The 9,901-nt window shown below is 47.6% G+C and carries 13 protein-coding genes and 1 pseudogene; 13 read left to right on the forward strand and 1 reads right to left on the reverse strand.

The genetic code is table 11. The features are described from left to right. The 10 genes from UC14_RS24770 to UC14_RS26820 form a co-directional block, all read left to right on the forward strand. A partial coding sequence (locus UC14_RS24770) for a conserved phage C-terminal domain-containing protein (RefSeq protein WP_198670116.1) occupies window positions 1–585 on the forward strand: 585 nt, incomplete at its 5' end. Further along, the gene (locus tag UC14_RS27205) at window positions 551–1,429 is read left to right on the forward strand and encodes a hypothetical protein (protein WP_232829736.1); all 879 of its coding nucleotides are present in this window, start codon (window positions 551–553) and stop codon (window positions 1,427–1,429) included. The genes UC14_RS24770 and UC14_RS27205, both read left to right, overlap by 35 nt. Then, window positions 1,426–2,181, forward strand: a complete 756-nt coding sequence (locus UC14_RS24780; RefSeq protein WP_112198631.1) for an MT-A70 family methyltransferase — start codon at window positions 1,426–1,428, stop codon at window positions 2,179–2,181. Before UC14_RS27205 ends, UC14_RS24780 begins: the two co-directional genes overlap by 4 nt. Beyond that, on the forward strand, window positions 2,178–2,336 hold the full coding sequence (locus tag UC14_RS26920; RefSeq protein WP_198670117.1) for a hypothetical protein: 159 nt from the start codon (window positions 2,178–2,180) through the stop codon (window positions 2,334–2,336). The genes UC14_RS24780 and UC14_RS26920 overlap by 4 nt, the downstream gene beginning before the upstream one ends. Further along, entirely contained in the window at window positions 2,333–3,346 is a 1,014-nt protein-coding gene (locus tag UC14_RS24785; protein WP_112198632.1) for a DUF968 domain-containing protein, read from the forward strand. The genes UC14_RS26920 and UC14_RS24785 overlap by 4 nt, the downstream gene beginning before the upstream one ends. 13 nt (window positions 3,347–3,359) lie before the next feature. Continuing rightward, window positions 3,360–4,181, forward strand: coding sequence for an antitermination protein (locus UC14_RS24790; RefSeq protein ID WP_112198633.1), 822 nt, complete (start codon window positions 3,360–3,362; stop codon window positions 4,179–4,181). A gap of 202 nt (window positions 4,182–4,383) precedes the next feature. After that, window positions 4,384–4,734 (forward strand): hypothetical protein, encoded by a 351-nt coding sequence (locus UC14_RS26815; RefSeq protein WP_157962155.1) that lies wholly within the window; start codon window positions 4,384–4,386, stop codon window positions 4,732–4,734. Continuing rightward, window positions 4,703–5,200, forward strand: a complete 498-nt coding sequence (locus tag UC14_RS24795; RefSeq protein WP_112198638.1) for a DUF2335 domain-containing protein — start codon at window positions 4,703–4,705, stop codon at window positions 5,198–5,200. The genes UC14_RS26815 and UC14_RS24795 overlap by 32 nt, the downstream gene beginning before the upstream one ends. A 115-nt stretch (window positions 5,201–5,315) precedes the next feature. Beyond that, window positions 5,316–5,477, forward strand: coding sequence for a transmembrane anchored protein (locus tag UC14_RS27380; RefSeq protein WP_112198634.1), 162 nt, complete (start codon window positions 5,316–5,318; stop codon window positions 5,475–5,477). Window positions 5,478–5,749: 272 nt separating this feature from the next. Beyond that, on the forward strand, window positions 5,750–6,184 hold the full coding sequence (locus UC14_RS26820) for a hypothetical protein (RefSeq protein ID WP_157962156.1): 435 nt from the start codon (window positions 5,750–5,752) through the stop codon (window positions 6,182–6,184). Window positions 6,185–6,612: 428 nt separating this feature from the next. Here the strand turns inward: UC14_RS26820 and UC14_RS24805 are convergent, their stop codons facing one another. After that, a complete protein-coding gene (locus UC14_RS24805) occupies window positions 6,613–6,954 on the reverse strand; it encodes a hypothetical protein (RefSeq protein WP_112198635.1) in 342 nt (113 codons plus the stop codon). A 1,061-nt stretch (window positions 6,955–8,015) separates the two neighbouring features. On the opposite strand from UC14_RS24805, the gene UC14_RS24820 reads away from it, so the two are divergent. From UC14_RS24820 to UC14_RS24830, 3 genes and pseudogenes are all read left to right on the forward strand, one after another. Then, a complete protein-coding gene (locus tag UC14_RS24820; protein WP_112198636.1) occupies window positions 8,016–9,071 on the forward strand; it encodes a site-specific DNA-methyltransferase in 1,056 nt (351 codons plus the stop codon). Window positions 9,072–9,506: 435 nt separating this feature from the next. Continuing rightward, a complete protein-coding gene (locus tag UC14_RS24825) occupies window positions 9,507–9,776 on the forward strand; it encodes an HP1 family phage holin (RefSeq protein WP_013575116.1) in 270 nt (89 codons plus the stop codon). 1 nt (window position 9,777) lies between these two features. Beyond that, a pseudogene (locus tag UC14_RS24830) lies at window positions 9,778–9,901 on the forward strand (lysozyme); the annotation flags it as partial.

Here is a 9,901-nt window from a genome sequence, read left to right on the forward strand (position 1 = left end):
AAACAAGATCCATCAGATATAAAACCCCTTTGTCAGCCTGCTGCGCAGACCGACGCCGAGGTTGAAATTACTGATCAGGCTAAACAGGTTCTGAACTACCTGAATCAGACCACCGGCTCACGTTATCAGGTCAGCAAATCCTCATTGGATAACATCCGCGCCAGACTGCGTGAAGGCTTCACCCCTGAAGAACAGCAACTGACCGTTGATTACATGCATGCCAAATGGGGCGGCGATCTGGAAATGGCCGAGTATCTGCGCCCATCCACGCTGTTCCAGCCTTCCAAGTTCCCGGGTTATCTCGAAGGTGCCAATGCTTGGAATCGTGCTGGCCGCCCAGCCCGCAAAAACGGGAAGTGGGACCGCGGCGAAGTGGCCGTTGATACCTCTGAACGTGATTCAGCTTATCGCCGGTTTATCAGCGGTGTTGCGGCGAGCAAAGCCCCAAGTGATTTGGAAAAACTGGTCTGTACCGAGGCAAGTAAAGCCAGTGTGCGTGGCATGCGCAGTGATTTCGCGATCAGCACCTGGAATCGCATCTGGAAAGAATGTGCTCAGCGCCGGCAGCAGGGGAAATCTGAATGAAAAAAACCATCAGCAATTAGTCATAGTAGGGCTCATGCGTGATCGCACTCCGCGCACCTGCTCGGATAATGAAGGATCGTTAATCGAATATGCCGGTTTTATTCCGTCAGGGCATTCGATGTCATCTACGATTAATACGATCAGCAAAAAGCCTCAGTTCCACATTGTTACTGGGCATTGTGCCGGGAAGAAAACATATTCACTGAGCGAAGAGCCAAAACAAGTCGTAGAACCGACGGCCGAAAAATCGGATATAGCCCCAGTGAAAACACTGGCTGAAAACAGTGCTGAGTTTGAACACAAACCTATGGGCAGTACTTCTGGGCAGGGGGGTGTTATGAATAACTATTTGGGCCAGTTCAGCGAAGGAAGGTTGGAAGAGTTGCTTTCAATGGCCAAAGCAACTTCATACGGAAATGGTTTATTTGATGTTCAAGAAATCATCCCACTTTTACGCATAGCAATAGCAGCAAAGCAGGCCAAGCCTGATTATTACGTCATTAGTCGGCCGCTCACAGATGGATATAACTCTACGTTTAAACTTGATGTTTATTTGGAAGAGGTTGATGCCATCAAATGCAAAAACGCCCACGGCGGCGTAATTATCCCTGTCTACACCACACCACCAATGAACCATGGCGAGAAAATTAATTTATCGGCGATTCCTGAAGAACTGGGCCTATACCTTGAAGTGAGACCTAGGTTTTATAAGAAATTCAATGTGGTTTACCGGGACGAAAACAAAGTATGCGGTTATGCCCTACATACGGGGCGCTGGTCATGCTTTCAAACTAAAAACTTCGATCAAAACTTCCGTATCGCCCCTAAATCGGAGGCGCTATGAGTTATCAACTGATTTATGCAGATCCTGCCTGGCAGTATTCCAACAAGATAAGTAACGGCGCGGCGGGTGGCCACTACAGCACTATGGCGGTTGAGGAAATGAAGCGTCTTCCGGTCTGGTCTATTACAGATGAAAACGCAGTTCTGGCGATGTGGTACACCGGCAACTTTGCTTCGGAAGCGGTTGAGCTGGCGCATGCATGGGGCTTCAAGGTGAAAACCATGAAGGGATTTACGTGGGTAAAACTCTATGAGCAGGCACGTAGCCGTATAGAGCGGGCTCTGGCAGAACAGACCATGATCGATTTCGAAGACTTTATGGATACTTTGAACGTGGAAACGGTGATGAATGGCGGAAACTACACGCGTGGCAACACAGAAGATGTGTTGATCGCCGTTCGCGGTTCAGGTCTCGAGCGCCTCAACGCCAGCATTAAGCAGGTTGTTTACAGTTGCCGCGGTGAGCACAGCGAAAAGCCAGCAGAGGTGCGTTTTCGCCTCGAAGAGCTTTACGGGCAAGTTTCACGCATCGAGCTTTTTAGCCGTGGAGAAGCTTCAGGCTGGCATCACTGGGGGAATGAAAACCCATTCAACGATATCGAGTTGGTACCGGCGAGCTTCACTACTATTCCCCCTATGCGGAACTCTCGCGTAAAAGTGTTGGCAGGTCATTATCAGGCACTAACACCACTATCAACTTCTAAACACCAGATCTCCGCTGGCATCGTTTACCTGCAGGAGGTGGCTGCGTGAACGAATTTCAGAAAATCTGGCTCTCTGCTTACAGCGGCTGGCTGACAGCGGTCTCCCCTTCGGGGGAGCTACATCCCACTGATTACACCGCTGCACGGGAACATGCCGATGCTGTACTGAGCAGCCTGGTTAAAGCTGGGGAGAGAGCTGAATGAGAGCGCTCTTAAAGCCATACCCACAGAGAGATTTGGGGATTGTGCTATTGCGGCCGCCAGGTGACATGTTGCAGCATTTCAGCGGCAAACGCCTGCTAATAACCGATGAGCCAGCGGATCTGCGCGGGGCGGCGGACGGTTTGGTTCCAGTGGAGGCTCAGCCACTATCGCGAGATCCGCGCCTGTCTGGATTTCTGGCCTCAGAGCGGGTTATCAACCTGGTCGGCGGGTGGGGTGCGCTGACGTTGTGGGTTAAGCGTAACCGAGGCTGCCAGTGCACTGATTTTGGTGGCCAATACCATCACCATGAACTGGTGCAGTCTCGCCGTGCGCGTGGTGTTGTGTCTCTGTGTTGGACCCATGACAACGAATATCACGGAAAAGAATCGGTAAAACTCGATGCCGCAGCACTGTCGAATACCACTGAATTTGTGACTGAGGCTATCCGCGAGCGTTCCCGATTGTCCGCTGGACATCAACTGACCCTGCCGGAACTTTGCTGGTGGGCAACGAGTAAGGGGCTAGCGGCGCAACTGCCGGATGAAATCATATGCGAAGCGCTTGGCATGAAATACCTGCCTCCGGGCACGCAGTTGAAAGAATCGGACATTAATCCCAGCGAACAAGAGCCAGGGGAAGTGATGGCGAGCAACATCAAACCGGTGCTGGCGCTGGCCGTTGATCCGGAAACACCGGAATCTTTCATGCTTCGCCCGAAGCGCCGCCGGTACGAAAACACGAAATACACTCAATGGGTAAAGCGCCAGCCTTGCTGTGCCTGCGGTAACGGGTCCGATGATCCGCATCACATCACCGGCAATGGATTTGGTGGAATGGCAACAAAAGCGCATGACCTGTTCGTGATCCCGCTGTGCAGACGGTGTCACGACTCACTTCATGCGGATACCCCGGCTTGGGAAGAAGAACACGGCACACAGGAATTTCTGGTGTTGAAGACATTAGACCGTGCGCTGGCGATGGGTGTTATCGCTACCGGCAAGCAAAAATAAGTGTGGAATCAGCATGAACCTTGAAACGATTTTGAAGCATTTTTCCCCGAAAGGCTTATCCATCAGCGACAGTTCCCGCGCGACGGCCAGCGACGCACTTAACATCACCGATATTATGGCGGCGCTGGGGATGACACAAAGTGACGCGGAATTCGGCCTGCGCCTGTTCCTGGCAAAAGCCGGTATCAGCCAGCAGGATAGAACGATAGCGGTCGGCATGCTGACGCAGTACGCCAAACAGCACGCACCGAAGCATATCGGCAAAGTCGCAGGGAGGCGCATGGCTGAATGCTTACGCATTATGGCAAAAATGGCGTTTGAAGATTATGCGCGGTCGGCGGCGGCCACTTCTGATTGTCCGTGCTGCTCAGGCACCGGTTTTTTGAGAGAGAAGAGAACCTTCAGAAATCATTTGGCAATCGACCGCCGGGAATATCTTGATGCGCTACCGGGCAATTTAGGCCTGCTTTACCGCAATGAAATAAAGTCCAAAATGGAAGGTGAAGAGATAGTTGATGTCATTTGCCAGCCGTGCAAGGGGAAGGGGACCATCTCAAATCGTTGCCGCTGTAATGGCACCGGCCGCGTGCGTGACCTGGAGAAATCAAACCTTCTCGGCGTTCCGGTCGATAAGACTTGTGATCGGTGCGCGGGCAGAGGATTCAAACGGACACCAGGCACAACAGCCTACAAAGCGATTGTGTCGCTGCTGCCTGACCTGCAGGAAAGAACATGGAATCGAAATTGGCGACCGCTATATGAGTCGCTGGTGACCAAATGTGAGCAGGAAGAGAATCACGCTGATGCTGTATTCCAAAGAATCACCAGCAAATGAGCATTTTGTAAGCCCCACATAACTAATGAAAATTTTGTCAGTTAGATATCTTACATCCAGCAGGCTACGAAGATTCAGTAAGTGCTAGATGCGCCGGGGATCCGGCGCTTGCTATTTTACAATGCCGTGATTGCAAAATGCTAAGTTCAAAGTATTATTACCAATAAGGTAACGCGCCCTGCGGTATCAATGGGGACAAACCATGTTTAAAAATAAAGCATCTCGAACATACAACTTTGATATCAAAATCATGGTTGAAGCAGGTTCCGTATTAGGAATAATTCCTCACTCAAACTACACAGCCATCTTAAGTCAAAAAGATGTAAAGGCAGCTATCGCATCCGACATGAGAAACGTTGGTTGCGACATCCGTCGAGCAGCTAACATGTTAGGGGTTGGTCTATATCCTAGCGGAGAAACTCAAGCAGAGGTTAGCAAGAAAATTGGACGATCAAAATCAGCCGGAGAAGCCTACAATAGTGGATTCCGAAAAGGAAGCGAGCAGGCATCCTTCGAAAAATATGCAAACCTCTACTGGGCAACAAAATCCTGAAGAGGATGAGTTTGAAGAAGTAGATGAAGAACTACGACGTGAAATAATCCAGAATCCTGATGCTTTTAGTCGGGTTCTGGACCGACCTGAAATACAAGAAATCATCATTTCTCATGAAGCATTCCAAGGGCCGTTGCCGCACCCTAGGATTCTGAGAGACTATGAAGCTGTTTTGCCTGGTGCCGCTGACAGGATTTTTAAACTTACTGAAGATGAGTTTAAACACAGGCATGACATGGAAGATAAAGCGCTAAACGGAGCGATTTTTCGGGATAAACGTGGTCAGAACTATGGCTTAAGCGCAACAATTTTTACCGTACTATGTGCTTTGATATTGGGTCTTACTGGCCATGATTTTTTAGCCGGGGCCGTTATCGGTACGGTGGTAGCAATCGCAACCATTTTTGTTTTGAGAAATAAACCAAAAAACAAACCTCAGAAAAAAGATGAAGATAAAGCCCCGTAAGGGGATTTTTTGTGTCTGGCGACCACACGGAAACCTATATTCACTAGTAAAATTTAACTTAAGGGAATACTTTTGATGAGCCACATTTGTGGCCTTAACTACACACAGGTATTACATGAAAAAAATATTCGCAATGCTTCTGGTAACTCTTTCTCTCGGCACTTCGATTCAGGCTTTTGCCGGCAGCTGTCAGCATGACAACGATACTGCATCGGATGGTTCACGATGCGGTGGAAGATCAGAGGACTCTCGCCCTGGTGGCAAAGGTGTCCGCTGATAAGCAGCCCAAACATAGAAATATGAATAACGCCTTCTTAAACTAAGATTTGTTCTATTTACGCCATTTCAGCCTCAACTCTTGCATTTTGTCCGAACTTGGCGTAGATTTATCAAATCATGGGCGTTTATGTAGATGAGCGCTAAGAAGAATCAAAAAAACCCCGCTTTGGCGGGGTTTTTTGCTTTCTGATGCTACTTTGTAATTTTAATATAAAGAAATCCTCAATATGGTCGATGTGCATTTTACTAATCATATTTTGGAATGTAGTAATGAAAAAAATCTTCATACCAGTATTTTTTATGCTCAGTGGATGCACTAGTTCGGCTTATGAGAGTGGTTGGAACGGGAAAATCTCAGGGGAAGTGTTTCATGAATGTGCATTATCTTCATGGGCTCCCGGTTTTTATTTCAACGAAAACGTTGACCGTCTCGTTCCTTTAGGACTACTTACGCAAGATGAAGCCAGTAGAGCAAAACGACATGATGTTAGAGTTGGAGATAAGGAGTGTTTAGCTTATGCTGCGTATGGTTTTAACCCGTCAAAGTATCAATTCTCAAGTAACACGAAAAAACTTTTGCTCAGCCGATCTGTAGAATATCGTTGCGAGAAGTCCCCAATTCCGTGCCCCGGTAAATTAATCACTATCGTAGACGGTCGGGTGTCTGATATTGAAGACATTAACGTTAAAGAAGCGACAAACTAATTTTACAAATTTATTATTTCTCTGCATCAAATGAACCCGCCTTGTGCGGGTTTTTATGTATCAGCAGCATTGAAAGATGCACCAGCAAAGGGAAAGGCGTCAGCCGACGCAGCAGTAATGATGCTGCCCCGAGTCCCACAGGGAGCCAGATGCAGGTCCGAACTGCAATATGCGCTGGTGAGGGTTATTAAAGAAAAAGGCATACCGGTAGAGAAGCTCGAAAGCCAAACGAGCACCGGTTATTAGCGGCGAGGAGCGACATACGACTCAAGGGCATGAGCGCGGCCACTGCGAAAAGTGGTAAGAATTTTGGCCTCGCATATTCGGGGCTTTTTCGTTTCTACACATCAGGTAAGAGCATCGGCTTGGTAAGCTGGGACATTTCCGGCCAGTCAAAGGGGTTAATGCCCTTACCAAAAGCTTTACCCTTATTCCTGGCTAGTATCAATAATCGCTGAGCCAGAATAAACAGGAGGAGTGCAGCCTTTCAGTTCGCCATACACAACATTGCATTCAGAGTAACCACTATCTCTCTTGATGACTATTTCACCGTCATAATTTGATGAGCATGAGCCAACCTCTCCGCTATTAATCTCGCATAAAGAAACCTTTCCATCGCTTCTGAGTAGAGGGGCATTTTTCGTTGATGGATATGGCTGGCAATCTGAGAGATTGCCGACGTTGATACTGCACTGCAAGAGTTCCGCAAATCCTGAAAAGCTGGTGAGCATGCCGGTGAACATTAAGACAACGAAGATTTTATTTTTCATATACATGTCCTTATTGAGTAGTGCCGTCACTATAAAACACTTTCTAGAAACTGCCGATTGGCGGCCTTTTTTATACCCCCAATTCGGTTGGGAGGACACCTAAAGCAATAATTTGGGTGATACTACTTCAACATAGTAGTAATGAGTTTCTTAGGCTGTTTAGAATCACCAGTTTGCAATAGCTCGACAAGTTCGCTTTTGGTGACTTCACGGCCGCATGATGCACAACTAACGTCAGCGAAGTTAGCTTCCAGATTAAAGTCATTTGGGTAAATGAGAAATTCGCATCGACAAATGGAGCAGCTAAACTTATCCAGAACAGTCTCAATATGCATTGAATCATCCTCTTTAAAATGATTTGAATTCAATAGAATAAAGCAAGGATTTCCTTTAGGAGAACTCTTGATATATCTGCAAATGAAAATGTACGCTTGAATCTTGCTTTAGTAAATCTCGTGGGGAAGTAAAAAATAGCCATCACCATCGTTCGTTTGCTGGATGCCTGCTATCTTATGTAAAACATCACGTGAGACTATCAGCATGAAGCTACTAACTAACGAATTTGAGTATCGAGAATGGATGCATAATGACTACCTTCATTTGGATGAGGAGTTTCCTTCGGTTTTCGGACCTGACGAGCTTGAAAGAGAAATCCTACGTCAGGCACCCAAAGAATTCCCTTGCCTTGCACAACTTGTAGAAGGCGAGGGTGCCTACTCCCTACAGTCTGTTCAATTCATATATCGATCCCAGATAGAAGAGTGGGCAAAACTGTTCGGCATTGTTAAATAGTCAAAATGAATATTCTAACGGGCTGCCTATGGGCGGCCTTTTTTACATCCTCAATTCGATTGTGAGGACACCTCACAGAGAGAAGTGGTATCAATTAATGAAAAGCCCCGGCATATGCCAGGGCTTAATTGTTTGTGGAATGGGCGGCGTACATGATGCTGATAACATCGTGCACGCCATTCGCCCGTTAGTTGGTCACGAGCGAACCGAGGCCCATTGCTGATGTGCACACAGCAAATGGAGCCTATCAAAAAGGGCGTCTCTGATCTATGAAAACAACTGTAGATTTAAACAGTATAAATATTATTTGTGCTGACTCACTCCAATACATCAAAACCTTACCTGATGACTGCATTGATCTGATAGCAACGGATCCTCCGTATTTTCGGGTTAAATCGTGTAAGTGGGATAATCAGTGGCCAGATGAATCAGCGTACCTTGCCTGGCTGGATGAGGTATTTGCGGAGTTCTGGCGGGTATTGAAACCATCGGGCAGCCTGTATGTTTTTTGCGGTTCGCGTTTAGCTGCTGACACTGAGTTACTGATGCGTGAGAGGTTTAAAATTCTGAACCACATCATCTGGGCCAAACCTTCTGGGCCTTGGAACAGACAGCACAAAGAAGACTTGAGGTCGTACTTCCCAGCCACTGAGCGGATCCTCTTCGCTGAGCATTACCGTGGTCCGTATAGAGGGAAGTCCTCCAGCTATTCAATCGAGTGCCAGGAGCAACGCAAAAACACGCTCAAGCCTCTGGTGGAGTATTTCAGCAATGCCCGTAAAGCTTTAGGGATCACAGCGAAAGAGATTCATCAGGCAACCGGCAAACAAATGGCTTCTCATTGGTTTAGTGAAAGCCAGTGGCAATTACCGAGCGAGAAAGACTACTTAGCGTTGCAGTGTTTATTTGAGCGCGTTGGGCGCGAAAAACATGGCCGCCAAGAACTGGAACTTCCTCACCATCAGTTGGTAAAGGAATATGATTCATTATCTCGACACTATGCGGAGCTGGTGGATGAATTAAAACGGCTCCGACGTCCGTTCGCTGTTACGAGTCTTGTGCCATTTACTGATGTATGGACCTATAAATCAGTTCCGTATTATCCGGGCAAACATCCGTGCGAAAAGCCAGCCGAGATGATGAGAGATATCATCAGCGCCAGTAGCAGGCCGGGTGATGTAGTTGCTGATTTTTTCATGGGATCAGGTTCCACGATAAAAGAAGCAATCAAGCTGGGCCGTTTCGCGCTTGGCGTGGAACTTGAAGAGGAACGGTATAAACAGACTTTCGGAGAAATATTCCCTGCACAGTCGAATACCTCATAATACGTTACGACCCCAGCATAGTCTGGGGTTTGGTTTGTACCCATTTCAGCTTGAGGGGCGCTTACAACGCGATCCGTAAATTTCTGGGTCTGGATCACAATGTGGTGTTTTACTGGCTGAAGAATAATCAAATGAGCAAAAATTGTTAAATGTCATCGGGATTAATCTGAGATTATGACCTCGCCCCTTCAAGAGCTAAGCCATTATGAGTGCCGGAGATAAGCGCCGGGTGGGGCAGGCATTACATCTTTAATTACAGAAGTTATTTGAACCCGCCAATGTGCGGGTTTTTGCGTTTTTGAGGCTGCCAATTTTGTGGCCTTTTCTCGTTTTGGCGGCCAGTCAATCAGCTAACAACTCATCCTTTCGCAAACGGACTGAGCAGCTAAATACCCCACTACTACGCACCCAACCGGCTGACCGGAGGGGGAGACTATGAAAATGGACGAAAAATACAGTAACGCTACATATGGTGGTGCTGGAATTACGGCCTTCTTTGCAAGCTTATCCCTTCAGGATTGGGGCTTTATCGCTGGCGTGCTGATCGGGGCGCTCTTTACTGCTTTAACGTACTTCCTGAATCGTCGCGAACAGATGAAGCGCACCCGGATTCTTCAAGAAATCGCCGACAAGGTGGATGCAAAAAATCCATCTGCAACCGCCCAGGTTGTTAATGAGCTCGCGCAGAAAACCAGCGAGGTCTGAAGTGGCAAACCTTAAAACGAAACTCAGTGCCGCCATGCTGGCGCTGATTGCTGCTGGATCAAGCGCACCAGTGCTGATGGAACAGTTCCAAAAAGAGAAAGAAGGCACCAGCCTGATTGCTTATC

Source organism: Rahnella sp. NRRL B-41462, from assembly GCF_003263525.1.
Taxonomy (GTDB): Bacteria; Pseudomonadota; Gammaproteobacteria; order Enterobacterales; family Enterobacteriaceae; genus Rahnella; species Rahnella aceris.